This window comes from Oceanicella actignis, from assembly GCF_008124525.1.
Taxonomy (GTDB): Bacteria; Pseudomonadota; Alphaproteobacteria; order Rhodobacterales; family Rhodobacteraceae; genus Oceanicella; species Oceanicella actignis.
The window spans coordinates 169,844-193,235 of sequence record NZ_VNHJ01000002.1 but is presented as its reverse complement, the minus strand read 5'-3'; the positions used below and the strand labels follow the sequence as shown (position 1 = coordinate 193,235).

Genomic DNA, 23,392 nt, shown 5'->3' with positions numbered 1-23,392 from the left:
GAGCGCATGCGTGACCTGTCCAAGATGTACACCGCGTTCTTCGGCTTGCGCGAAAGGCCGTTCTCGCTGCTGCCGGACCCCGAGTTCCTCTACTGGGCGCCGCCGCATGCCAAGGCCTACACGATGCTCGAATACGGCATCGCCACGCATGCGCCGATCACCGTCGTCACGGGCGAGATCGGATCGGGCAAGACGACCCTCGTGCGCAAGCTCCTCAACGACATCCCGCAGGATTTCTGCGTGGGACTGATCTCGAACGCCCAGGGCAGCCGCGGCGAGCTTCTGCACTGGGTGCTGATGGCGCTGGGTCAGGAGGCCGACCCGAGCCGCGGCTACGTCCAGCTCTTCAAGCAGTTCCAGGATTTCCTGATCTCCGAATACGCCGCCGGGCGGCGCACCGCGCTGATCTTCGACGAGGCGCAGAACCTGACGCCCGAGACGCTGGAAGAGCTGCGCATGTTCTCGAACATCAACGCGGACAAGGAAGAGCTGCTGCAGCTGATCCTCGTCGGACAGCCCGAGCTGCGCGACCTGATCGCGCGCCCGGATCTGGTGCAGTTCGCGCAGCGGGTCGCTTCGGAATTCCATCTGCGCGGTCTGACCGAAGCCGAAACGGCCGACTACATCGCCCACCGCATGCGCGTCGCCGGGGCCAAGCGCCAGGTGTTCGAGCCGCAGGCCTGCTCGGTCATCCACCGCGCGTCGCGCGGCATTCCGCGGCTCATCAACCAGCTGTGCGACTATGCCCTCGTCTACGCCTTCGCGGACGAGAAGCCCAACGTCGACGAAGGCATCGTGCGCGACGTGCTGGCCGACCGCGGCCCGAGCAGCGTCTTCGCGGACCCCGACGCCCCCGCCGACAAGGCCCGCGCCGCGCCGCCCCGCCCGCGCGAGCAGGCCGAGGCGGAAACGGAAGAGAACATTTTCAACGGCATATGGGAAGCCCGCCGCTGAACGCGGCCGGCCCCGCAAGGTCAAGGCGACATGAACAGCGAATTCGACTTCGGATTGATCACGGCGATCATCAAGCGCCGCCTCGGCCTTGTGCTGAGCTTTGCGATCGCGACATTTCTCATCTTCGCGGCGGTCGCCTATCTGCTGCCGCCCAGATACAAGGCGTCGGCGACCATCCTGGTCGAATCGCAGCAGATTCCCACCAGTCTCGTGCAATCGACCGTGGCCTCGAACGCGGCCGAGCGGATCCGCGTCATCGAGCAGCGCCTGCTGACGCGCGCGACCCTGCTCGACATCGCGGCCAAGCACAGGGTCTTCGCCGACCGGCCCGACATGTCGCCCTCGCAGATCTTCGACGCGATGCGCGACGCCACCACCTTCGAGCTGGTAAACCTTGGAGGACGGCGGGGCGGAAACGCCATCGCCTTCACCGTGACCTTCGAATCTTCCAACCCGCGCGTCGCCGCCGCCGTCGCGAACGAGCTGGTGACGCTGATCCTCGAGCAGAACGTCAAGCTGCGCACCGGGCGCGCCGCCCAGACCTACGAGTTCTTCGAGCAGGAGGTCGCGCGCCTGTCGGACGAGCTGCAGAAGATTGAGAACGAGATCGTCGCCTTCAAGAAGGCCAATCGCGACTCGCTTCCCGAAAGCCTCGACTACCGGCGCGACCGCCTCGCGCTGACGCAGCAGCGCATCTCGCTGCTCGAGCGCGAGCGCGCCAATCTGCTGGATGAAAAGCGCATCCTCGCCGCCGGTCTCGAGGATCCCGAGCTTCTGGCGCAGCAGCTCGACCGGCCGCTGACCGACAACGAGAAGGAGCTGCGCGCGCTCGAGCGCGAGCGCGCGCGCCAGCGCGCCATCCTGGCCGAGAGCCACCCGCGCATCCGCGCGCTGGATGCGCGCATCGCCGCCCTGCGCAAGATCGTCGCCGAAGAGCTGGGCGCCGCCGACGGGGCCGCCGAGGACGCGGGCGCGAGCGGGCGCAACGCCATCATCCGCAAGGTCGAACAGGACATCGCGGTCATCGACAAGCGCATCGCCAACATCGAGGAAGAGATCGCCCAGCTCGACCGCGAACAGCACGAGCTGGAGCGCACGATCTCGCAAACGCCCTCGGTCGAGATGGCGCTGGCCGGGCTCAACCGGCGCTATGCGGGGCTGCAGGCCCAGTATCGCGACGTGCAGGCCAAGCTGGCCAGCGCCGCGACGGGCGAGCAGCTGGAGCTCAAGCAGCAGGCCGAGCGCTTCGAGGTGATCGAGCAGCCCAGCGTGCCCGAGCGCCCGGCCTCGCCCAACCGCCCGCTGATCCTGTTGGCCGGGCTTGGCGCCGGCCTTGGCGGCGGCGTCGCGCTGGCCTTCCTGATCGAGTTCCTGAACCGCCGCGTGCGCCGCCCGTCCGAGATCGTCGCGGCGCTGAACATCGAACCGTTGGCGGTCATCCCGCTGGTGCGCACCGCCGCCGAGATCCGCGCGCAACGCCGCCGCCGCGCGCTGGTCGCGCTCGGCGTGATCGCGGCGACGGCCGGAGGGCTGGCGGCGCTGCATTTCCTTTACCTACCCCTCGACCTTCTGGCCGAGCGCGCGATCGAGAAGGCGCGGCTCGATTCGCTGGTCGGTCTGGTCCGCGCACGGCTGCAGCTCTGAGCCGAGACGGCGCGCGATTTTCGAAAGGACGCAGAATTGGAACGGATCAAGGCAGCGATCGCCAAGGCGCGCATGAGCCGCGAGGACGCCCCCGCCGCCGCGCGCCGCCCGCGCGAGGTGGCGCGGCCGCGCTCAGGCCGCCCCGCGGCGTGGGATCGGCTCGAACAGTTCACCCCGGACCCCGCGCGGCTCGAGCGCGCGCGCATCGTCACTCACGCCAAGGAGGATCCGGCCCATGTGCCCTTCGACATCCTCCGCACGCGGCTGATGAAGATGCTCGAGCGCAACGGCTGGACCTCGGTCGCCATCACCTCGCCGACCAAGGCCTGCGGCAAGACGCTGATCGCCTGCAACCTGGCGCTGAGCTTTGCGCGGCAGAAGGCGCACCGCACGGTGCTGGCCGACATGGACCTCAAGCGCCCCATGCTGGGCGAGGTTCTGGGCCTGAGGACCGAAAGATCCGTCGGCGACTGGCTCAGCGGCGAGGCAAGCGTCACGGAGACCTTTCGCTGCGTGGGCGACTCGCTCGCCGTCGGCGTCAACCGGCAGCCCTTCCGCAACTCGGCCGAGCTGATCCAGGACCCGGTCGCCGCCGAGGCGATCGCGGCCATGAAGGACGAGCTGCGTCCCGACGTGGTCATCTACGACCTGCCGCCGGTGCTGGCCAGCGACGACGCCCTGTCCTTCGCCCAGCATGTGGACGCGGTGCTTCTGATCGCTTCGGCGGGGCAGACCAAGCTGAACGAGCTGGCCGAAAGCGAGCGCCTGATCAGCGACATGGGCACGCTGGGCGGCGTGATCCTGAACCGCTACGACCTGAAGTCGGAAAACTACTACGAATACGACTACGTCTACTGACGCGGCGGCGGGGCGCGTCCGCCGCCGCGCGCGTCAGGCGGCGTCTTGCTCTTGCGGCCCGAGCAGGGCCGACAAGAGCTCGGCCTCGCCGATCAGACCGACGGGCGCGCCCTGATCGACGACGATCACCGGCTGGCCCGTGCGCATGCGCAGGGCCATGACCTCGCGCACCGGGGCGCGGCGCTCGACCCGCGGCCCGTCGGGCGCGGCGCCGGCCAGGGGGCGCATGACGTCCTCGGCCCGCAGCACGCCCATCGGGTTCATGTGCGCGACGAAATCGGCGACGTAGCCGTTGGCCGGCTTGCGCACGATCTCTTGCGGCGATCCGCACTGCACGATGCGCCCGCCCTCCATGATGGCGATGCGGTCGCCCAGCTTGAACGCCTCGTCCAGATCGTGGCTGACGAAGATGATGGTGCGGCGCAGATTGCGCTGCAGGTCCAGCAGCTCGTCCTGCAGGCGGGCGCGGATGAGCGGGTCGAGCGCGGAAAAGGGCTCGTCCATCAGCAGGATCGGCGCCTCGGTGGCGAAGGCGCGCGCCAGGCCCACGCGCTGCTGCATGCCGCCCGACAGCTCGGCCACCTTGCGCTCGGCCCAGTCGGTCAGGCCCACCAGGTCAAGCTGCGCGCGCGCCTTGGCCTCGCGCTCGGCGCGGGGCACGCCGGCCAGCTCCAGCCCGAAGGCGACGTTGTCGATGACGTTGCGCCAGGGCAGAAGGCCGAACTGCTGGAAGACCATGGCGACCCGGCTCAGGCGCAGGCGGCGCAGCGTGCGGGCGTCGGCGGCGGTGACGTCGATCATGCCCTCGCCGTCATCGACCAGAACGCGCCCGCGCGCGACCGGGTTCAGCCCGTTGACCGCGCGCAGAAGCGTGGACTTGCCCGAGCCCGACAGCCCCATGAGCACGACGATCTCGCCCTGCGCGACCTCGAGCGAGCAGTCGTGCACGCCCAGGATCTGCCCCGTCGCCTCCTGCACCTCGGCGCGGCTGCGCCCCTGGTCCATGAGCGGCAGCGCCTCGTCGGGCGAATCGCCGAACACGATCGAGACGTTGTCGAAGATCACGGCCTTGCGGGTCATCGGCGCCCCCTTCCCTGTCCAAGCCGCAGCATCCGGTCGAGGATGATGGCGACGACGACGATGATGAAGCCGCTCTCGAAGCCGAGCGCGGTGTTGACCTGGTTGAGCGCGCGCACCACCGGCACGCCCAGCCCGTCGGCGCCGACCAGCGCGGCGATGACGACCATGGACAGCGACAGCATGATGGTCTGGTTCAGCCCCGTCATGATCTGCGGCAGCGCCCAGGGCAGCTCGACCTTCCACAGCTTTTGCGCCGGGGTGGCGCCGAAGGCGTCGGCGGCCTCGAGCAGCGCCTTGGGCGTCGAGCTGACGCCCAGATGCGTCAGGCGGATGGGCGCGGGCAGCACGAAGATCACCGTGGCGATGAGGCCGGGCGTCATGCCGATGCCGAAGAAGACGATGGCCGGGATCAGATAGACGAAGGTCGGCAGCGTCTGCATCAGGTCAAGGACCGGCTGCATGGCGGCATACATGCGCGGCCGGTGCGCGGCGGCGATGCCGATGGGCACGCCCAGCGCCATGCAGACCACGCAGGCGGACAGCACCAGCGTCAGGCTTTCGGTCGTCTCCTCCCAATAGCCCTGGTTGAGGATGAACAGGAACCCCGCCGCGACCAGCGCGCACAGCTTCCACGACCGCTGCAGCGCCCAGGTCAGCGCCACGAAGACGGCCACCACCGCCAGCGGATGGGGCGTCTGGAACGCCGACAGAAGCGCCGAGATCAGCGCGTCCATCGCGTCGGCCAGCCCGTCGAAGAACCAGGCGCCGTGGGTCTGGAGCCAGTCGAACGCCCCCTTGGCCCATCGCCCGATCGGGATCTTGTTTTCGGTCAGCCAGTCCATGCCCGGTCTCCGATATGATCAGGGGGCGGGCCGCGGCCCGCCCCCCTGCGTCCCGGCGCGGGTCAGAGGCCGAGCGCGGCCTTGACCGCGGCCTTGGCGTCGCCGCCGTCGCGGGTCGTCACGCCCTCGAGCCAGCCGTCGAGCACCTCGGGATGGGCCTTGAGCCAGGCGGCGGCGGCCTTTTTCGGCTCCTGCCCGTCGTCAAGGATGGCGCCCATGATCTCGTTCTCCATCTGCAGCGAGAAGACCAGGTTCTGCAGCAGCTTGTAGACGTTCGGGCAGTCCTTGGCGAAGCCGGCGCGCACGTTGGTGTAGACCGTGGCGCCGCCGTAGTCGGGGCCGAACCAGTCGTCGCCGCCGCTCAGATAGGTGAGCTTGTAGTTGGCGTTCATCGGGTGCGGCTCCCAGGCCAGGAACACGATCGGCTCGCCGCGGCGCGTGGCGCGATCGACCTGCGCCAGCATGCCCTGCTCCGAGCTCTCGACGATCTCGAAGCCCTTGAGGCCGAAGGCGTCCTTCTCGATCATGTCCATGATCAGGCGGTTGCCGTCATTGCCCGGCTCGATGCCGTAGATCTTGCCGCCCAGCTCGTCCTTGTGCGCGGCGATGTCCTTGAAGTCGCGGATGCCCAGCTTGGCGCCGTGCTCGTTGGTGGCCAGGGTGTATTTCGCGCCCTCGAGATTGGCGCGCACGACCTCGACCGAGCCGTCCTCGCGATACGGGGCGATGTCGCCTTCCATGGTGGGCATCCAGTTGCCCAGGAACACGTCCACGTCGCCCTTCTTCATCGAGGCGTAGGTGACGGGCACGGACAGGACCTTGACGTCCACGTCGTAGCCCAGCGCCTCGAGCACGACCTGCGTCGCGGCGGTGGTGGCGGTGATGTCGGTCCAGCCGACATCGGCGAAGGTGACCTTCTCGCACGCGGCCTGCGCGGCGGGCGCGGCCATCATCGCGGCGGCCAGCGCGCCCATGATGGCGGTCTTGAGCGATTTCATCGATGCATTCCTCCTTTGCGGCATCGCGGACCGGGCTGCGGCGGGCGATGCATTGTTCTTGATTGACGAGTCAGTTAAAAACCATACTGTCCGCCGAAAGCAACCCCCTGGTCCCGGAGGCCACCATATGCCGAAAATCGGGATGGAGCCTATCCGCCGCGCAGAAATCATCCACGCCGCGATCCGCGAGATCGGCCGCGCCGGCTCGCTGGACGTGACCGTGCGCCAGATCGCCGACCGGGCGGGCGTGTCCTCGGCGCTGGCGCATCACTATTTCGGCAACAAGGACGGCATCTTCCTGGCCGCGTTCCGCAGCATCCTGGACGAGTTCGGCCGCGCGGTGCGCACGCGCCTCGCGGCGGCGCGCACCCCGGACGAACGTCTGGACGCGATTCTGGGCGCCAGCTTCGACCCCGAGCAGTTCTCGGACGAGATCGTCTCGGCCTGGCTGGTCTTCTACGTTCAGGCGCATCATGTGCCCGAGGCGGCGCGGCTGCTGCGCATCTATGCGCGGCGGCTCGATTCGAACCTGCGCCACGCCATCCGCGCGATGCTGCCAGGCGCCCCGCGCACCCGCGCCGCCGAGCTGGCCGAAGGCGCCGCCGCCATGATCGACGGCTTCTACATCCGCCACGCGCTGCGCCCGGCCCCGGCCGACGGCGCCGCCGCCCGGGCGCGGGTGCGCGACTATGTGCGCATGGCCGCGCGCGAGCTGGCCGGCTGACCCGAGGAGCGCGCCATGGCCGACAAGCCCAACATCCTGATCTTCATGGTCGATCAGCTGACCGGCACGCTGTTTCCCGACGGCCCGGCCGAGTGGCTGCACGCGCCCAATCTCAGGTGGCTGGCGGCGCGCTCGACCCGATTCGCCAACGCCTACACCGCCAGCCCGCTCTGCGCGCCGGGCCGCGCCAGCTTCATGGCCGGCCAGCTGCCCAGCCGCACCCGCGTCTACGACAACGCCGCCGAATTCGCGTCCGACATCCCCACCTACGCCCACCATCTGCGGCGCGCGGGCTGGCACACCTGCCTGTCGGGCAAGATGCATTTCGTCGGCCCCGACCAGCTGCACGGCTTCGAAGAGCGCCTGACCACCGACATCTACCCGGCCGATTTCGGCTGGACGCCCGACTACCGCAAGCCCGGCCAGCGCATCGACTGGTGGTATCACAACATGGGCTCGGTCACCGGCGCCGGGGTGGCCGAGATCACCAACCAGCTCGAATACGACGACGAGGTCGCCTACCACGCCACGCGCAAGGTCTATGACCTTGGCCGGCGCAAGGACGACCGCCCCTGGTGCCTGACGGTCAGCTTCACGCACCCGCACGACCCCTATGTCGCGCGCCGCCGCCACTGGGATCTTTACGAGGACTGCGCGCATCTGCTGCCCGAGGTCCCCGCCATTCCCTACGGGCGGCACGACCCCCACGCGCGGCGCATCTTCGACGCGAACGACTGGCGCAGCTACGACATCACGGACGAGCACATCCGCCGCGCGCGCCGGGCCTATTTCGCCAACATCTCGTATCTGGACGAGAAGATCGGCGAGGTGCTGCACGCGCTCGAGGCCACGCGGCAGGAGGCGATCATCCTGTTCCTGTCCGACCACGGCGACATGCTGGGCGAGCGCGGGCTGTGGTTCAAGATGTGCTTCTACGAGGGCTCGGCCCGCGTGCCGCTGATGATCTCGGCCCCGCAGATGGCGCCGGGGCGCGTGGCGGCGCCGGTCTCGACCATGGACGTGGTCCCGACGCTGGCCGAGCTGGCGGGCGTGTCGCTGGACGAGGTCATGCCCTGGACCGACGGCCAGAGCCTGGTTCCGCTGGCCGCCGGCGGCGCGCGCACGGCTCCGGTGGCGATGGAATACGCCGCCGAGGCGTCCGAGGCGCCGCTGGTCGCGCTGCGCGACGGGCGGTGGAAATACGTCGTCTGCAAGCTGGACCCGCCGCAGCTGTTCGACCTCGAATCCGACCCGCACGAACTCGACAACCTTGCCGGCGACCCCGCCCATGCCGAGGTCGAGGCGCGTCTGGCGGCCGAAATCGCCCGCCGCTGGGACCTGGACGCCTTCGACGCCGCCGTGCGCGAAAGCCAGGCGCGGCGGCTGATCGTCTACGAGGCCCTGCGCAACGGCGCCTATTTCCCGTGGGACCACCAGCCGCTGCTCAGGGCGTCCGAGCGCTACATGCGCAACCACATGGATCTGAACGTTCTGGAGGAAACCCAGCGTTTCCCGAGAGGAGAATGATGCGCGCGCAACCCGAGGCTTCGCATTTCATCGACGGCGCCTTCGTCGAGGACGCCGCCGGCGCCCCGATCGACGTCTTCCACCCCGCCACCGGCGAGGTCATCGCCCGCGTCCATTCCGCCACGCCCGCGGTGATCGACCGCGCGCTGGAAAGCGCCCGCGCCGCCCAGGCCGTCTGGGCCGCGACCGCCCCGGCCGAGCGCGGGCGCGTGCTGCGCCGCGCGGCCGACATCATCCGCGCGCGCAACCGCGAGCTGTCCGAGCTCGAGACGCTCGACACCGGCAAGCCGCTGCAGGAAACGCTGGTGGCCGACGCCACGTCGGGCGCCGACGCGCTCGAGTATTTCGGCGGGCTGGCCGACGCGATCACGGGCGAATACATCCCCCTCGGCGGGCCGGGCGACGATTTCGTCTACACCATCCGCGAACCGCTGGGCGTGTGCGTGGGCATCGGCGCCTGGAACTACCCGACCCAGATCGCCTGCTGGAAGGCGGCGCCGGCGCTGGCCTGCGGCAACGCCATGGTGTTCAAGCCCTCCGAGACGACGCCGCTTTGCGCGCTCGAGGTCGCGCGCATCATGATCGAGGCGGGCGCGCCGCCGGGGCTGTTCAACGTGGTCCAGGGGCTGGGCGACGTGGGCGCGGCGCTGGCGACCGATCCGCGGGTGGACAAGGTGTCGCTGACCGGCTCGGTTCCCACCGGCGCCAAGGTCTATTCGGCCGCCGCCGCGCAGCTCAAGCACGTGACCATGGAGCTGGGCGGAAAGTCGCCGCTCATCATCTTCGACGACGCCGACCTCGAGGACGCCGTCGGGGGCGCCATGCTGGGCAACTTCTACTCGACGGGGCAGGTGTGCTCGAACGGCACGCGCGTCTATGTGCACCGCGCGATCAAGGAGCGCTTCCTGGCCCGCCTGGCCGAGCGCACGGCCGCCATCCGCATCGGCGACCCGCTGGACGAGGCGACGCAGCTGGGCCCCGTGGTCAGCGCCGCCCAGCACGCCAAGGTGATGAGCTACATCGAGCTTGGCAAGCGCGAGGGCGCGCGCCTGGTCTGCGGCGGCCAGGCCCTGCCCGGCCCCGGCTGGTGGGTGCAGCCCACCGTCTTCGCCGACGTGACCGACAACATGCGCATCGCCCGCGAAGAGATCTTCGGACCCGTCATGTGCGTGCTCGACTTCGAGGACGAAGAGGACGTGATCGCCCGCGCCAACGACACCGAGTTCGGCCTCTCGGCCGGCGTGTTCACCCGCGACCTCAAGCGCGGGCACCGGGTCATCGCGCGCATCCGCGCCGGCGCGTGCTGGATCAACGCCTACAACCTGGCGCCGGTCGAGGCCCCCTTCGGCGGCATGCGCAAGTCGGGCGTGGGGCGCGAGAACTCGCGCGCGGCGCTCGATCACTATTCGCAGATCAAGAGCGTCTATGTCGGCATGAAGCCGGTCGACAGCCCCTACTGACGCCGGAGCCGCCGATGAGCCACGACATGGAAGCCGATTACGTCATCGTCGGCGCAGGTTCGGCCGGCTGCGCCATGGCCTACCGCCTGTCCGAGGACGGAACCCGCTCGGTGCTGGTGCTGGAGCATGGCGGCACCGACGCCGGCCCCTTCATCCAGATGCCGGCGGCGCTGAGCTATCCGATGAACATGAGCCTCTACGACTGGGGCTACCGCACCGACCCCGAGCCGCATCTGGGCGGGCGGCGGCTGGCCTGCCCGCGCGGCAAGGTGATCGGCGGCTCGTCCTCGATCAACGGCATGGTCTATGTGCGCGGGCATGCGCGCGACTTCGACCACTGGGCCGAGCAGGGCGCGGCGGGCTGGTCCTTCGCCGAGGTGCTGCCCTATTTCAAGCGCATGGAAGACTGGCACCCCGGCGGCCCCTTCCCCGACGCCGGGCCGGGCGATCCGCGCTGGCGCGGAAAGGGCGGCCCGCTGCACGTCACGCGCGGCCCGCGGCGCAACCCGCTTTACCGCGCCTTCGTCGAGGCGGGCGCGGCCGCCGGCTACGAGCGCACCGACGACTACAACGGCGAGAAGCAGGAAGGCTTCGGCCCCATGGAGCAGACGGTCTGGAAGGGCCGCCGCTGGTCCGCGGCGAACGCCTATCTGCGCCCGGCGCTGCGGCGGCCCAACTGCGACCTGCTGCGCTGCTTCGCGCGCCGCGTCGTGATCGAAGAGGGGCGCGCGGTCGGGGTCGAGGTCTCGCGCGGGGGGCGCACCTTCACCGTGCGCGCGCGCCGCGAGGTCATCCTGGCGGCGTCGGCCATCAACTCGCCCAAGCTGCTGCTTCTGTCCGGCATCGGCCCGGCGGCCGAGCTGGCCGAGGCGGGCATCGCCCCGCTGGTCGACCGCCCCGGCGTGGGGCGCAACCTGCAGGATCATCTCGAGCTTTACATCCAGCAGGCCTGCACGCAGCCCATCACGCTCTACAAGCACTGGAACCTGCTGGGCAAGGCGCTGGCCGGCGCGCAATGGCTGTTCTTCAAGTCGGGGCTGGGCGCGTCGAACCAGTTCGAAAGCGCGGGCTTCATCCGCTCGCGCGCGGGGGTGGAATACCCCGACATCCAGTTCCACTTCCTGCCCTTCGCGGTGCGCTACGACGGCAAGGCGGCGGCCGAGGGGCACGGCTTCCAGGCCCATGTGGGCCCCATGCGCTCGCCCTCGCGCGGGCGCGTGAAGCTGCGCTCGGCCGACCCGCGCGAGGCGCCCTCGATCCTGTTCAACTACATGAGCCACGAGCAGGACTGGATCGACTTTCGCCGCTGCATCCGCGCCACGCGCGAGATCTTCGCGCAAAAGCCCTTCGACCCCTTCCGCGGCCCCGAGATCTCGCCGGGGGCGGATGTGCGCTCGGACGACGAGCTGGACGCCTTCGTGCGCGAGCACGCCGAAAGCGCCTATCACCCCTGCGGGACCTGCCGCATGGGCGCGCGGGACGATCCGATGGCGGTGGTCGACCCCGAATGCCGGGTCATCGGCGTCGAGCGGCTGCGCGTGGCCGACAGCTCGATCTTCCCGCGCATCACGAACGGCAACCTGAACGCGCCCTCGATCATGGTCGGCGAGAAGGCCTCGGATCACATCCTGGGCCGCACGCCCCTGCCGCCCGAGAACCTGCGCCCGTGGATCAATCCGCGCTGGCGCGAGAGCGACCGCTGACCGCGCGGGGCGAATCGGCCCGCCCGATTCGCCCCCGATTCACCCCCGAATTCGCCCCCCGGATTCGCCCTCCGACCCGCCCCGCGCATCGCGCCGCGGGCGCCGCGCGCCGCGTCCGCGGCCTGGCCGACGCGCGATCGGGCGCGATCAAGGGCCGCCGGGGCCGCACGCGCGCGAATGCGAAAGCAAACGCGCCTTCTCGCGCGGATTGCCGGTTTTACCTTTTCTTAATTCAGCCGCCGATCACCCCGCCCGCGGCATTCTGCACGCAGGCTCTGCGCGCTGCGATCACGGTCGCCCGGCGCGACGGAACGGAGCCTGCGGCAACGCCTCGACCGCGCATCGCGACGCAGCCCGAGGCGCGTCAGGCCGCCTTCGCGCGAAGGAAGTTTGGGGCGAGGCGCGAAGGGACCGAGGCCTGGAACACGGCGGTCGGCTCGCCATGGGCGAGGCCGGCCGTTTGCGCGAGCGCCCCGCGCCGCTTCGACGCGCCGCCCTCACGCGACAGCCGTCACGTTCCCTTGCGTTACTACTATTGGGCACTTGATCGCGGGCGGCCGCGCTGACACGCTCGGATGCGCGGGGAGAAATCCCCGGAACCCGCCTTGGCCGCCGCGCGCGGCGCAAGGCGCCACATGGGAGGAAGACGCATGGCCTGGACCGCGCCGAAAATCGAAGAAGTCTCCTGCGGCATGGAGATCAACATGTATTTCCCCGCCGAGGGCGAAGACGACCTGTTCTGACCGTTCCGACGCGCCACGGCGCCGGCCGAGCGCCGGCGCCGGGCGCCCTTGGCATCCGCGCAAGAGGCCGACGCCATGCGCCTTAAGGTTCTGGGGGCCGCGGCGGGCGGCGGCTTGCCGCAGTGGAACTGCGGCTGCGCCAATTGCAACGCCGCGCGCGCCGGGCGCATTCCCGCGCTGACCCAATCCTCGATCTGCGTCAGCGCCGACGGCGAAAGCTGGGCCGTCATCAACGCCTCGCCCGACATCCGCGCCCAGATCGCCGCCACGCCCGAGCTGCACCCGCGCGCGCTGCGCCACTCGCCCATCGCCTCGGTGCTGGTCACCAACGGCGACATCGACCATGTGGCCGGGCTCCTGATCCTGCGCGAGAAGACGGCCTTCGACCTGTTCGCCACGCCCGCGATCCACGCCGTGCTGGCCGACAACCCGATCTTCGGCGCGCTCGACCCGGCGCTGGTCGCGCGCCGCACGGTCGCGCTCGAGCGCCCCTTCTCGCCGGCGCCGGGGCTGAGCGCGCGCCTGTTCGCCGTGCCCGGCAAGGTTCCGCTCTATCTCGAGGGCGAGGAGGAGCGCCTGGTCACCGACGCCGAGGGCGAGCAGACCGTGGGCGTGGCCCTGCGCGCCGAGGCGGGCGGCCCCGAGGTCTTCTACATTCCCGGCTGCGCGCGCATGACCCCGGCCCTGGCCGAGCGGCTGCGCGGCGCGGCGCTGGTGCTGTTCGACGGCACCGTCTGGGAGGACGACGAAATGCCCCGCGCCGGCGCCGGCGCCAAGACCGGCAAGCGCATGGGGCACATGTCGATGCGCGAATCCATCGCCGCCTTCGCCCCGCTGGGCGTCGCGCGCAAGGTGTTCGTGCACATCAACAACACCAACCCGGCCCTCGACCCCGCCTCGCCCGAACGGGCCGAGGCCGAGGCGGCGGGCTGGACCATCGCCCATGACGGAATGGAGCTTGCGCCATGACCCAGACCGCCCCGCAGGACCGCGCCGCCTTCGAGGCCCGCCTGCGCGCCATCGGCGACGCCCGCTACCATGACAAGCACCCCTTCCACCGGCGGCTGCATTCGGGCGGCTGCTCGCCCGACGAGGTGCGCGCCTGGGTCATCAACCGCTACTATTACCAGAGCCGCATCCCCATGAAGGACGCCGCCTTCATGTCGCGCGTCTCCGATCCGGCGCTGCGCCGCGCATGGCGCAAGCGCATCGAGGACCATGACGGGACCGACGCGCGCGAAGGGGGCATCGCCCGCTGGCTGCGGCTGGCGCAGGCGGTGGGGCTCGACCCCGACTACGTCGCCTCCGAGCGCGGCGTGCTGCCCGCCACCCGCTTCGCGGTGGACGCCTATGTGCGCTTCGTGCGCGACATGCCGCTGCTCGACGCGGTGGCCTCGTCGCTGACCGAGCTGTTCGCGCCGAAGATCCACGCCGAGCGCATCGAGGGCCTGCTGCGCCATTACGACTTCGCCGACGACGCGGCGCTGTCCTATTTCCGCAAGCGCCTGACCGAGGCCCCCGAGGACGTCGCCTTCGGCCTGGCCTGGGTGCTGGACCACGCCGACACGCGCGAAAAGCAGGACGCCGCCGCCGCCGCGCTCGAGTTCAAGACCGACGTGCTCTGGGCCCAGCTCGACGCGCTGTGGTCGGCCTATGTCGAACCGGCCCGCATCCCGCCCGGCGCCTGGCGCCCCGGCGAGGGCCTGCTGGAGCGCGCCGCATGAGCGCCCCCGGACCGGCCCGCAACCGCGCGCCCGCGCCGCCCGCGCCCATCGACCCGGCGGCGCGCCCGGCGCTGCCGCGCGGCGTGCGCGTGCGCTGGGACGCGGTGCGCCAGGGCTGGGTGCTGCTGGCGCCCGAGCGCGCGCTGCGCCTCGACCAAATCGGGGTGGCGATCCTGGAACGCGCAGACGGCGCGCGCAGCTTCGCCGACATCGTGGCCGATCTGGCCGCCGCCTACGACGCGCCGCCCGAGCGCATCGCCGCCGATGCGGGGCGCTTCCTGTCCGCCCTGGCCGCGCGGCGCATGATCGAGCTGCGCCCATGACCGCCCCCGACCCCCAGACCGCGCCCCGCCAGGCGCCCGAGGCGCCGCCGCCACCCATCGCCATGCTGGCCGAGCTGACGCATCGCTGCCCGCTCTCGTGCCCCTATTGCTCGAACCCGCTCGAGCTGACCGCGCGCAGCGCCGAGCTGTCGGCCGAGGAATGGGCCGACGCCTTTCGCCAGGCGGCCGCGCTGGGGGTGCTGCAGCTGCACCTGTCGGGGGGCGAGCCGGCCTCGCGCCGCGACCTTGAACAGATCGTCGCCGCCGCGGTCGAGGCCGAGCTCTACACCAATCTCATCACCTCGGGCGTGGGCCTGACCCCGCGCCGCCTCGAGGCGCTGGACGAGATCGGGCTCGACCATGTGCAGCTGTCGCTGCAGGGCGTCGAGGCCGGCCCCGCCGATCAGATCGGCGGCTATCGCGGCGGCTTCGCGCGCAAGATGGAGGTCGCGCGCGAGATCGCGCGCATCGGCTTTCCGCTGACCATCAACGCGGTGATGCACCGGCGCAACCTGGACCGGCTGGAAGAGACCATCGAGCTGGCCCTGCGCCTGGGCGCGCGCCGGCTCGAGGTGGCCTGCGTGCAGTTCCACGGCTGGGCGATGCGCTCGCGCGCGGCGCTGCTGCCCACGCGCGAGCAGGCGCTGCGCGCGCGCGACGTGGTGGCCGAGGCGCGCGAGCGGCTGCGCGGCGTGATGGTCATCGACTTCGTGCCGCCCGACTATTACGCCGAGTTCCCCAAGGCCTGCATGGGCGGCTGGGGCTCGACGGGGCTGAACGTCGCGCCCGACGGGCGGGTCTTGCCCTGCCATGCGGCCGAGACCATTCCCGGGCTCAGCTTCGACAATCTGCGCCGGCGCCCGCTGGCCGAGATCTGGCTGCGCTCCGAGGCCTTCGCCGCCTTTCGCGGCTTCGACTGGATGGAAGAGCCCTGCGCCTCGTGCGAGCGCAAGACGCGCGACTTCGGCGGCTGCCGCTGTCAGGCGCAGGCCATGACGGGCCGCGCAAGCGCGACCGACCCGACCTGCTCGCGCTCGCCCGACCGCGCGGCGCTGGACGCGGCGCTGCGCGAGGCCGCCGAGGCCGGCGCCGAGGCGCCGCTGGTCCCGCGCGCCCCCGCCCCGGGCTGAGCGCCCCAAGGGCGCGGGGCGAACCCCGCCGCGCCCGGCGCCGGGGACGGGCGGCCGCGATCGGCGCGCGGCGACCGTCGGGACGCGCGCAGCGACCCGCTGAACGCGAGCGCGCGCGCGCCGCGCAAGGCCGGGCGACGCCCACCCGCGCCAAGCCCGTCGAAGGGGCGCGCGGCCGGATGCGCCGATCCGTCGCCCCCGGCCGCCCGACGGCCCGCAAGCCGCTGCTCGGATCGGCCGCGCGCCCAGCCGCAGCTCGCCCGATCGACCGCCCGGCCCGACGCACCGCTCGTCCTGCCGGCAAGCCCGGCCCCGCTCGGCCCGCGGCTCCACCCGGCCCCGTCGGGCCCCAACTTGCCCGATCACCCGCCGACCGGACGTCCCACCCGGCCTGACGACCCGCTCGACCTGCCGGCAAGCCCGGCCCCGCCCTGCCCGACGCCCCGCTCGGCCCCCGGCTCCACCCGGCCCCGCCGGGCCCCAACTTGCCCGATCACCCGCCGACCGGACGTCCCACCCCGCCTGACGACCCGCTCGACCTGCCGGCAAGCCCGGCCCCGCCCTGCCCGACGCCCCGCTCGACCTGTCGGCCCGCCAGCCCCGACGCCCCGCGCGGCCCGCAGCCCCACCCGGCCCCGCCCGGACCGGCGCCCCATTCGGCCAACCCTCCGGGCCCGCCGGCCCGCCAGCCCCGCCGGGCGCCAGCTCGCCCGTTCAGGCGCCCGACCTGACGTCCCACCCGGCCTGACGCCGCGCCGCCCGCCGGCCCGCCCGGTCCCAACTCGCCCGCCCAACGTCACGCTGCGCGCAGTCCTCTCGACCCGCCCGCCCCCAAGCGCCGCACGCGCCCCAACCTGCCCGGCCCGGCCTGCGGCGCTTAGGGGACCCGGGCCATGCCTGATCGCGCCCCGGCGGACCGAACGGCCTGGCGCCGCTCCGCCCTTTCCGCCCCGTGGCGAAGCTTCGCCGGGCGGCGCGGCGCTTGCGCCGGGCGGGCGGGGCGGACTATGAGCGTTGCGCCGCGACGCGAAAGGAAACGCATGCGCATACTCCACGTCCTGCCCGACGCCGAGATGGGCGGCGGCCATGTGAACGCCCTGCGCCTGACCGCCGCGCTGGCCGAGCTGGCGCCCGGCGCCGCCGAGGCGCGCTTCCTGCTGCCCGCAGACGCGTCGCCGACGCTGCGCCGCGCCTTCGCCGAGGCCGGCGCCTCGTGCGCGTTCGGCCGCCACCGGGGGCGCCGCGGCCTTGCGCGGCTGGCGCTGGACATCGCGCGCGAGGGGCGCGGCGCCGACATCGTCCATGCCCACGGCCTGCGCGCCGCCCTGGCCGCGCGCATGGCCCGCGCGGCCTGCGGGGGGCGCTTCGGCCTGCTCTACAACGTGCGCGGCACCCATGTCGCCAGCTGGCGCAACCAGCGCCTCGCCCGCGCCCTGCAAGGCGCGGCGCTGCGCGGGGCCGACGCGGTGGCGCTGGTCAGCCAGGCCGACGCGCGCCTGAACGCCGAGCGCTACGGCCTGGACGCGCATCCCCTGGCGGCGGTGATCCCGAACGGCGTCGCCGCGCCGCCCGGCCCGCCCCCGGCGGACGAGGCGCGCGACCTCGACGTTCTGTTCGTCGGCCGCCTGACGGCGCAGAAGGACCCCGAGGCCTTCGCCTGGACGCTGGCCCATCTGACGCGCCTGCGCGGACGCGCCCCGCGCGCGCTGGTCATCGGCGGCGGCGAGCTTGAAGGCGTCCTGCGCGCGCGCCTCGCCGCGCTGGGGCTCGACGAGGTCCGCCTTTCGCCCGCCCTGCCCAACGCCCAGGTGCAGCAGGCCATGCGGCGCGCCCGCCTCCTGGTCATGACCTCGCGCTGGGAGGGGCTGCCCACGGTGGCGATCGAGGCCGCGCTCAACGGCGCCGCGCCGGTGGGCTTCGACGTGTTCGCCGAGACCATCCCCCCCGCGCTGCGCGCCCCGCTGGTCGCCCCCGCGCGCGACCCGGCGGCGCTGGCGGCGCTGGCGGCGGCGCTGCTCGACGCGCCCGAGCGGCGCGCGGCGCTGGCCGGGGCGCTGCGCGAACACGCCCTGGCCGCCTTCTCGCCCGAGGCCATGGCGCGCGGATACCTCGCGCTTTACGCGCGCATCAATCCCGCGCGCAGCGCGTCAACGGTTCCTTGACCCGCGCTTTTTATGGTCGAGCGAAGGCCGAAAATGGCTTATCCACGGCGGCACGGACCCTTGCAGCCGCCAAGCGGGAACAGCCGATGACCAGACAAGCGCCGATCCGCGACGCAAGCCGCGCCGCCGCGATGGCCGCCGCCGCCGAGGAAGACTCGTTCGACCTGCGCGAGACGCTGCGCACGCTCTGGCGCAAGCGGCGGCTCATCGCGCTGCTGACGGCCGCGCAGCTGGGCCTGGCGCTGTGGCATCTGACGACCGCCACCCCCTATTACGAGGCCGTGGCCAAGGTCATGCTCGACACCTCGGAAAACCAGGTGATCGACCTGCAGGCCGTGGCGGGGGGGCTGTCCTCGGATTACGAGATGATCAACACCCAGATCGAGGTGCTGCAGTCGCGCGCCCTTCTGGGCCGGGTGGTGGACAAGCTGGGGCTCGAGAACGACCCCGAATTCAACCCCGACCTGGCCCCGGACGAAAGCGGCCCGCTGAGCGCCGCCCTGGACGCGGCGCGCGCGGCGCTGGGCGGCCTGAAGCGGCTGCTGCGCGAGGAAGAGGCGCCCCCCGCCGCCGCGGCGGACGAGTTCGGCCCCGAATTCATGCGCCGCCAGACCGCCATCGACCTGCTGCAGGGCGCGATGAGCGCGGTCAACATCGACGGCTCCTATGTGTTCGAGATCTCGGTCTGGACCGAAGACCCCGTCAAATCCGCCCGCATCGCCAACGCCATCGCCGAGCAATACATCCTCGACCAGCTCGAGGTGAAGTTCGAGGCCACCCGCAAGGCGACCGAATGGCTGAGCGCGCGCGTGGCCGAGCTCAAGGAGCAGCTCGAGCGGGCCGAGGCCGCGGTCAAGGACTTCTCGGCCCGCGCGGCGCTGGTCAGCCCGCAGGCCCTGGCGGCGAAGGAGCGGCAGATCAAGGATCTGCGCGCGCGCCTTGCCGAGATGAGCGCGCAGCTCGACGACGTCGAGGCGCGCCTGGCCCGCGCCCGCGCCGCGGCCGACGGCGCAGAGCGGGCGCGCCTGCTGGGCCTTGGCGCCGACGCGCCGCAGGCGCGGATCGACGCCGCGCTGGCCGCGCTCGAGGCCGACCGGGACCGGTTGGCGCGCCAGGTCGCGCTGGTGCGCGACAGCCTGGCGCAGCTCGAAGACGAGGTGCGCGCCCAGTCGCGCGACCTGGTGCAGCTGATGCAGCTGCAGCGCGAGGCCGAGGCGTCGCGGCTGATCTACGAGCATTTCCTCTCGCGCATGAAGGAGACCTCGGTTCAGCAGGGCATCCAGCAGGCCGACGCCCGCATCCTGTCCGAGGCCATACCGCCCGCCGCGCCCGGCGAGCCGCGCTGGAAGCGCACGCTGGCGCTGGCCCTTGTCGGCGGCCTGATGCTGAGCACGCTGATCGTGCTGACGGCGGGTCTGCTGCGCAGCGTCGTGCGCTCGCGCGAGGAGCTCGAGGCGCTGACCGGCGAGGCGGTGCTGGGCGTCATCCCCGTCGCCCCCACGCGCCGGCGCCGCGCGCTGGCCGAATACATGACGCGCAAGCCTTCCTCGCGGCTGGCCGAGGCGGTGCGCGACCTGCGCACGGCGATCCTGATGTCGGATCTGGACGACCCGCCGCAGGTGATCATGACCACCTCGTCCATGCCCGGCGAGGGCAAGAGCACCACCGCCCTTCTGCTGGCGCAGAACAGCGCCATGATGGGGCGCAAAGTGCTGGCGATGGAGTGCGACCTGCGCCGCACGGTCTTCGCCGAATACTTCCCCGCCGCGCGCGACAGGCCCGGCCTGATGAAGGTGCTGGCCGGCCAGGCCGCGCTGGACGAGGCGCTGCATGTGGACGAGGCTTCGGGCCTGCACGTCCTGCGCGGCGAGCGCAGCGCCGTCAACGCCGCCGACGCCTTCAGCTCGGCCCGCTTCGGCGAGCTGATCGACCAGCTGCGCCAGCGCTACGACATGATCGTCATCGACACGCCGCCGGTGCTGGCCGTGCCCGACGCGCGCGTGATCTCGCGCCATGCCGACGCGGTGCTGTTCGTGGTGCGCTGGAACGTCACCCGGCGCGAGATGATCGCCGCCAGCCTGACGCTGCTGCGTCAGGTCAAGGCGCGCGTGGCGGGGCTGGCGCTGACGCAGGCCGACCCGCGCCGCATGGCGCGCGAGGGGTTCTACGGCTACGGCCCGGCGGGGTCGAACCGCTATTACCAGGACTGACCCGGCGAAGGGACCGCCCCGATGCTCGACCTTGCGCGCCTGCGCCCGCTCGACCAGCTTCCGGCCCGCGCCTGGCGGCGCTTCGGGCGCACGCCGGCGGGCCACGCACTGGCCGCGCGCCTGGGCCCCGAGGCGCGGCCCGAACGGTGGGTGTTCGTCACCGGCTGCTACAATTCGGGCACCACGCTGCTGGCCGACGCGCTGCGCACGCATCCGCAGGTGATGGGCCCGCCCGCCGAGGGGGTCTATCTGACCGACCGCCTGTCGCATCCAGAGGCGCTGGGCTGGCCGCGCATGTGGCATGTCTGCCTTGATCGGCTCGAGCAGCGGCCCGAAGACTTCTCGCCCGACGACCTGCGCCGCATCCGCCGCCAATGGGGCTTCTGGTCCGGCCCGCCGCGGCCGGTCCTGGTCGAGAAGTCCATCGCCAACACCTACCGCATGCCGCTGCTGCAGCAGCTGTTCCCGGGCGCGATCTTCATCCATGTGCTGCGCGACGGCGCGGCGGCGGCCGAGGGCATCCGCCGCAAGGCCCGTCCGGCCGAGCGCGGCAACCCCCAGGGCCTGATCCGCTATCCCATCGAGCTGTGCATCCGCCAATGGCGCGCCAGCGTCGAGCTTGCGGCGCGCGACCGCCCCCGGCTCGAGCGCTTCATCGAGGTCCGTTACGAGGACCTGACCCGCGACATCGACGCCGAGCTGGCCCGCCTGGCCGAGTTCATCGGCATCGCGCCCTTCGCGCGCTCGCATGCCGGCGTCAAGCGCGTGCATGGCGAGGAACGGCCCGTCGCGGATCTCAACGCCGCGAGCCGCGCGCGCCTGTCGGCCGAGGACCGGCGCATCATCGACCGCGAGGCCGGAGACCTGCTGCGCGCGCTCGGCTATCCGCCGGCGGATGCAGACGCATGAGCGGCGCGCGCGCGACCTGGCCCGCGCCCGAGACGCGCGCGCGGGCGCTGTCCGAGGGCACGGCGGCGCTGCTGATGACCATGGCAACGCTCGGCGCGATCAAGAACCCGGCCGAGCTGCCGCTTTACCTGCGCGCGCTGGCGCCGCTCGCGGGGCTTGGATTCCTGGCGGCGACGGGGCGGCTGCTGACGCTTGCCGCGCCGATCTATGCGATGCTGTGCCTTGGGGTGCTCGGCACGCTCGCCGTCAATCCCGACCCGCTGGCGCTGGTCAAGATCGCGCAGATCTTCCTCATGGTCGCGCTGGCGCATTTCGTCTCGACCCGCCCGCCGCACGAGCTGACCAACATGGCCGCGCGGATCCTGCTGCCCGTGGCGCTGATCGCGATCCCGCTCGAGATCGCGGTCGGAGAGCCCGAAAGCGTGCGCAGCCTGGGCGGGCTGACGCTGCCGCGCTTCATGGGCCTGGCGGGCTATCACACCCACAGCGCGGGGCTCTATTTCTTCCTGGCGATCCTGTTTCTGGCCCATCGCCGTCCCTGGCCGGCGCTGTTCTTCGCGCTCGCCACGCTGACCACGGGCAGCCGGGGCTTCGCCATGGCCGGGCTGGCGGCGCTGGCGGTGCATCTGGCGCCCGGCGCGCGGCTGAAATTCGCAAGCGCCGCCGCGCTGCTCGGCGCCGCCGCGACGACGCCGCTGTGGATCTGGGCGCTGGACCAGGCGCTGTCGCCCCAGGCGCGGGCCTGGCTGACGCTGGCCACCACCAAGCGCTACGAGCACTGGCTGACCTACATCAACATGGGGCTGAAGAACCCGCTTCTGGGCGTCGGCTACGGCGCGGGTCCCGAGGCTTACGACCGCTATCACGTCGCGACCCTGTCCTTCTTCGAGCGCGAGCAGCAGGCGCACAACCTCTACATCTCGACCTTCGGCGAGTGGGGCCCGCCGGCCTGGGCGCTGCTGACGCTGTTCCTGGCGATCGTGCTGCTGAAGGTGGCAAGATACGCGCCGCGCCATCTGCCGGTGCCGGTCTATGTGACGACGCTCTACACCCTGCATGACGGCATCACCGAATGGGTCTTCTGGGTGGGCGTCGGCGTGGCCCTGGCGCACGCCAATCTCGAGCGCGCGCGCCGGCGCTTCGCTCCGGGCGCGGCGCCATGAGCCGCCTTGCGCGCGCCTTCGGCGGGCTGGCGGCGTTGAATGCGGCGGGGGCGGGGGCGCAATTCCTGATGCACGCGGCGCTGGCCGCCGCACTGGGCGCAAGCGACTATGGAAGGTTGAGCTACGCGCTGGCCCTGGCGACGACCCTGTCGCTGGCTTGCGCTCTGGGCTGGCCCCTGGCGCTGCTGCGCCACGTGCACGCGCACGCCGCCGCCGGCCGCTGGCCGCAGCTGCGGGCGCTGGCCCGCCGCGCGCTGGCCCAGCCCATGGTCGCGGCGGCGCTGGGCGCGGCGCTGCTGCTCGGCTTGGGCGCGGCGCTGGGGCGCGCCGGATTCGCCCTGGCCGACGCCGTGGCCTGGACGGCCGCCCTTCTTCCGGCGCTGACGCTGACGCGGCTGAGCGAACGCGCCTTGCAGGCCGTCGGCAGGCCGGCGGCGTCGCTGTTGCCCGAACAGATCGTCGCGCCCGCGGCCGTGCTCCTGGCCACGGCCGCAGGCGCGGCGGGCGACTGGCGCGCGGCGCTGGCGGTCTATGCAGCGGCGCTGGCGGTGGGCGCGGGGCTGGGCTGGCGCCGCTTTCTGACCGCCCTGCCGGACGAGGCGCGCCGCGCCGCGCCCGCCGCCGATCCCGAGGTCGCCGGGCGCGAGCTGGCCGCGCTGGCCGCGGGGATGCTGGGCAAGCGGCTTCTGGGGCGGCTCGACACGCTGATCCTGGGTCTTGTCGCGCCGCCCGCCGTGGTCGGCGCCTATGGAGCCGCGTCGCGCCTGTCGCAGCTGGCGCTGCTTGGCGCGCGGACGGCGGGCAAGATGTTTCCCGCGCGCATCTCGGCCGCCTGGCATGGCGGGCGCAAGGCCGAGGCGCGGCGGCAGCTTCGCCTGGCCGCCATCGTCTCGCTGCTGGGCGCGGCGCCGCCCGCGGCGCTTGCGCTGGCGGCGCCGGGCTGGCTTCTGGGCTGGTTCGGTCCCGATTTCGCCGCCGCCGCGCCCGCGCTCGTCATTCTGACGCTGGGCGCGCTGGTTCTGGCCGCCTCGGGCGTGGCCGAGCTGGCGCTGCCGGTTCTGGGCGCGGCAGGGGCGTTCGCGGGCGCGGCGTGGCTTGCGGTCGGGATCAACGCGGCGCTTCTGGCCGCGCTCGCTCCGGGCTGGGGGGCGACGGGCGCCGCGCTGGCCACCATGGCCGCATGGTGCGCCCTTGCCGCCGCGCAGCTGCGCCGGCTGGCGACGCAGCTGCGCTGAGCG

At 72.3% G+C, this 23,392-nt stretch carries 20 protein-coding genes; 17 read left to right on the top strand and 3 right to left on the bottom strand.

From position 1 onward, the window contains the following. Positions 1-6: 6 nt before the first annotated feature. From LY05_RS03595 to LY05_RS03585, 3 genes are read left to right on the top strand one after another with little or no spacing between them, the layout of a single operon-like run. Positions 7-954, top strand: a complete 948-nt coding sequence (locus LY05_RS03595; protein ID WP_211356274.1) for an ExeA family protein — start codon at positions 7-9, stop codon at positions 952-954. 30 nt (positions 955-984) lie between these two features. Then, the gene (locus LY05_RS03590; RefSeq protein ID WP_148922130.1) at positions 985-2,598 is read left to right on the top strand and encodes a GumC family protein; all 1,614 of its coding nucleotides are present in this window, start codon (positions 985-987) and stop codon (positions 2,596-2,598) included. A 36-nt stretch (positions 2,599-2,634) separates the two neighbouring features. Continuing rightward, positions 2,635-3,456 (top strand): CpsD/CapB family tyrosine-protein kinase, encoded by an 822-nt coding sequence (locus LY05_RS03585; RefSeq protein ID WP_148922129.1) that lies wholly within the window; start codon positions 2,635-2,637, stop codon positions 3,454-3,456. A 33-nt stretch (positions 3,457-3,489) separates the two neighbouring features. Here the strand turns inward: LY05_RS03585 and choV are convergent, their stop codons facing one another. The 3 genes from choV to LY05_RS03570 form a co-directional block, all read right to left on the bottom strand. Continuing rightward, positions 3,490-4,536 carry a choline ABC transporter ATP-binding protein gene (gene choV, locus LY05_RS03580; protein ID WP_148922128.1) on the bottom strand — a complete coding sequence of 349 codons (1,047 nt, stop codon included), beginning with the start codon at positions 4,534-4,536 and terminating at the stop codon, positions 3,490-3,492. Then, positions 4,533-5,378 (bottom strand): choline ABC transporter permease subunit, encoded by an 846-nt coding sequence (gene choW / locus LY05_RS03575; protein WP_072746893.1) that lies wholly within the window; start codon positions 5,376-5,378, stop codon positions 4,533-4,535. The genes choV and choW overlap by 4 nt, the downstream gene beginning before the upstream one ends. Positions 5,379-5,440: 62 nt before the next feature. Further along, entirely contained in the window at positions 5,441-6,376 is a 936-nt protein-coding gene (locus LY05_RS03570; protein WP_083581219.1) for a choline ABC transporter substrate-binding protein, read from the bottom strand. A gap of 127 nt (positions 6,377-6,503) precedes the next feature. Between LY05_RS03570 and betI the strand changes: the two genes are divergently transcribed. From betI to LY05_RS03500, 14 genes are all read left to right on the top strand, one after another. Next, positions 6,504-7,100: a transcriptional regulator BetI gene (gene betI, locus LY05_RS03565; RefSeq protein WP_148922127.1), complete on the top strand. Its 597-nt coding sequence runs from the start codon at positions 6,504-6,506 to the stop codon at positions 7,098-7,100. A 15-nt stretch (positions 7,101-7,115) separates the two neighbouring features. Further along, positions 7,116-8,627, top strand: coding sequence for a choline-sulfatase (gene betC, locus LY05_RS03560; RefSeq protein ID WP_148922126.1), 1,512 nt, complete (start codon positions 7,116-7,118; stop codon positions 8,625-8,627). After that, positions 8,627-10,087 (top strand): betaine-aldehyde dehydrogenase, encoded by a 1,461-nt coding sequence (gene betB / locus LY05_RS03555; RefSeq protein WP_148922125.1) that lies wholly within the window; start codon positions 8,627-8,629, stop codon positions 10,085-10,087. Before betC ends, betB begins: the two co-directional genes overlap by 1 nt. A 26-nt stretch (positions 10,088-10,113) precedes the next feature. Then, positions 10,114-11,790, top strand: coding sequence for a choline dehydrogenase (gene betA, locus LY05_RS03550; RefSeq protein ID WP_148922358.1), 1,677 nt, complete (start codon positions 10,114-10,116; stop codon positions 11,788-11,790). Between the two features lie 635 nt (positions 11,791-12,425). Then, positions 12,426-12,533 (top strand): pyrroloquinoline quinone precursor peptide PqqA, encoded by a 108-nt coding sequence (gene pqqA / locus LY05_RS03545; RefSeq protein WP_072746898.1) that lies wholly within the window; start codon positions 12,426-12,428, stop codon positions 12,531-12,533. Positions 12,534-12,608: 75 nt separating this feature from the next. After that, positions 12,609-13,502 carry a pyrroloquinoline quinone biosynthesis protein PqqB gene (gene pqqB / locus LY05_RS03540; protein ID WP_148922124.1) on the top strand — a complete coding sequence of 298 codons (894 nt, stop codon included), beginning with the start codon at positions 12,609-12,611 and terminating at the stop codon, positions 13,500-13,502. Then, on the top strand, positions 13,499-14,257 hold the full coding sequence (pqqC, locus tag LY05_RS03535) for a pyrroloquinoline-quinone synthase PqqC (protein WP_072746900.1): 759 nt from the start codon (positions 13,499-13,501) through the stop codon (positions 14,255-14,257). Before pqqB ends, pqqC begins: the two co-directional genes overlap by 4 nt. Continuing rightward, on the top strand, positions 14,254-14,580 hold the full coding sequence (gene pqqD, locus LY05_RS03530; RefSeq protein WP_148922123.1) for a pyrroloquinoline quinone biosynthesis peptide chaperone PqqD: 327 nt from the start codon (positions 14,254-14,256) through the stop codon (positions 14,578-14,580). The genes pqqC and pqqD overlap by 4 nt, the downstream gene beginning before the upstream one ends. Next, on the top strand, positions 14,577-15,710 hold the full coding sequence (pqqE, locus tag LY05_RS03525) for a pyrroloquinoline quinone biosynthesis protein PqqE (protein ID WP_072746901.1): 1,134 nt from the start codon (positions 14,577-14,579) through the stop codon (positions 15,708-15,710). Before pqqD ends, pqqE begins: the two co-directional genes overlap by 4 nt. Positions 15,711-16,750: 1,040 nt before the next feature. Beyond that, a complete protein-coding gene (locus tag LY05_RS03520) occupies positions 16,751-17,872 on the top strand; it encodes a glycosyltransferase family 4 protein (protein ID WP_170258798.1) in 1,122 nt (373 codons plus the stop codon). 86 nt (positions 17,873-17,958) lie between these two features. Then, entirely contained in the window at positions 17,959-20,082 is a 2,124-nt protein-coding gene (locus LY05_RS03515; RefSeq protein ID WP_148922121.1) for a GumC family protein, read from the top strand. 21 nt (positions 20,083-20,103) lie between these two features. After that, entirely contained in the window at positions 20,104-20,991 is an 888-nt protein-coding gene (locus tag LY05_RS03510) for a sulfotransferase family protein (protein ID WP_148922120.1), read from the top strand. Continuing rightward, on the top strand, positions 20,988-22,154 hold the full coding sequence (locus LY05_RS03505; protein ID WP_072746904.1) for an O-antigen ligase family protein: 1,167 nt from the start codon (positions 20,988-20,990) through the stop codon (positions 22,152-22,154). Before LY05_RS03510 ends, LY05_RS03505 begins: the two co-directional genes overlap by 4 nt. Then, complete coding sequence (locus LY05_RS03500) at positions 22,151-23,389, top strand: lipopolysaccharide biosynthesis protein (RefSeq protein ID WP_170258796.1); 1,239 nt, start codon at positions 22,151-22,153, stop codon at positions 23,387-23,389. The genes LY05_RS03505 and LY05_RS03500 overlap by 4 nt, the downstream gene beginning before the upstream one ends. Positions 23,390-23,392: the final 3 nt, after the last annotated feature.

Bases quoted from the DNA above. Each gene is read 5' to 3' on its own strand.
- choV (WP_148922128.1), bottom strand. From the start codon at position 4,536: ATGACCCGCAAGGCCGTGATCTTCGACAACGTCTCGATCGTGTTCGGC.
- pqqC (WP_072746900.1), top strand. From the start codon at position 13,499: ATGACCCAGACCGCCCCGCAGGACCGCGCCGCCTTCGAGGCCCGCCTG.
- pqqA (WP_072746898.1), top strand. From the start codon at position 12,426: ATGGGAGGAAGACGCATGGCCTGGACCGCGCCGAAAATCGAAGAAGTC.
- LY05_RS03510 (WP_148922120.1), top strand. From the start codon at position 20,104: ATGCTCGACCTTGCGCGCCTGCGCCCGCTCGACCAGCTTCCGGCCCGC.
- betC (WP_148922126.1), top strand. From the start codon at position 7,116: ATGGCCGACAAGCCCAACATCCTGATCTTCATGGTCGATCAGCTGACC.
- betI (WP_148922127.1), top strand. From the start codon at position 6,504: ATGCCGAAAATCGGGATGGAGCCTATCCGCCGCGCAGAAATCATCCAC.
- betA (WP_148922358.1), top strand. From the start codon at position 10,114: ATGGAAGCCGATTACGTCATCGTCGGCGCAGGTTCGGCCGGCTGCGCC.
- pqqD (WP_148922123.1), top strand. From the start codon at position 14,254: ATGAGCGCCCCCGGACCGGCCCGCAACCGCGCGCCCGCGCCGCCCGCG.
- choW (WP_072746893.1), bottom strand. From the start codon at position 5,378: ATGGACTGGCTGACCGAAAACAAGATCCCGATCGGGCGATGGGCCAAG.
- LY05_RS03595 (WP_211356274.1), top strand. From the start codon at position 7: ATGCGTGACCTGTCCAAGATGTACACCGCGTTCTTCGGCTTGCGCGAA.
- pqqE (WP_072746901.1), top strand. From the start codon at position 14,577: ATGACCGCCCCCGACCCCCAGACCGCGCCCCGCCAGGCGCCCGAGGCG.
- LY05_RS03515 (WP_148922121.1), top strand. From the start codon at position 17,959: ATGACCAGACAAGCGCCGATCCGCGACGCAAGCCGCGCCGCCGCGATG.
- LY05_RS03520 (WP_170258798.1), top strand. From the start codon at position 16,751: ATGCGCATACTCCACGTCCTGCCCGACGCCGAGATGGGCGGCGGCCAT.
- LY05_RS03570 (WP_083581219.1), bottom strand. From the start codon at position 6,376: ATGAAATCGCTCAAGACCGCCATCATGGGCGCGCTGGCCGCCGCGATG.
- LY05_RS03505 (WP_072746904.1), top strand. From the start codon at position 20,988: ATGAGCGGCGCGCGCGCGACCTGGCCCGCGCCCGAGACGCGCGCGCGG.
- LY05_RS03590 (WP_148922130.1), top strand. From the start codon at position 985: ATGAACAGCGAATTCGACTTCGGATTGATCACGGCGATCATCAAGCGC.
- LY05_RS03500 (WP_170258796.1), top strand. From the start codon at position 22,151: ATGAGCCGCCTTGCGCGCGCCTTCGGCGGGCTGGCGGCGTTGAATGCG.
- pqqB (WP_148922124.1), top strand. From the start codon at position 12,609: ATGCGCCTTAAGGTTCTGGGGGCCGCGGCGGGCGGCGGCTTGCCGCAG.
- betB (WP_148922125.1), top strand. From the start codon at position 8,627: ATGCGCGCGCAACCCGAGGCTTCGCATTTCATCGACGGCGCCTTCGTC.